The organism is Corallococcus exercitus (assembly GCF_003611585.1).
GTDB classification, from domain to species: Bacteria; Myxococcota; Myxococcia; order Myxococcales; family Myxococcaceae; genus Corallococcus; species Corallococcus exercitus.
In genome coordinates this window covers 1-394 of record NZ_RAVW01000939.1, presented here as the reverse complement: position 1 = coordinate 394, position 394 = coordinate 1, and the positions used below count along the sequence as shown (strand labels likewise).

At 49.7% G+C, this 394-nt stretch carries 1 pseudogene; it reads right to left on the bottom strand.

The window, feature by feature from the left end:
* A pseudogene (gene gadC, locus D7W79_RS42975) lies at positions 1-394 on the bottom strand (acid resistance gamma-aminobutyrate antiporter GadC); the annotation flags it as partial.

The following is a 394-nucleotide window of genomic DNA, read 5'->3' as shown; positions in this document are numbered from 1 at the left end:
CACCTGCGGAGAGGTTGATTTCATTACCCGGAATGACCATCGCAATAGACAAACCGCCAACAGAGCTTAAGCAGATTGCCGCCACCATCAGCAGTAACATAGCCAGTGGATAGTCGCGCCCTGGATTGCTCATTTCATTGACGTGGGTTGCGGAAGCTTCAACGCCCATATAACTCAAAATGAAGGCAACAAATACAACCAGGGTGCCCACTTTAGAGAAGTCAGGGAAGAAGGTCTTCGCATCCATTTCGATAGCAACGGGGGCACCGGAGTGCAGATAAATAGCCGCTAATGCGATCAAAATAAATGCAGGTAACAGGATACCGGCGAAGAAGCCAACTTTAGCAATTCGCGCCGTGTATTTCGTGCCACCAAACTGCGTTAATGCCAGCGC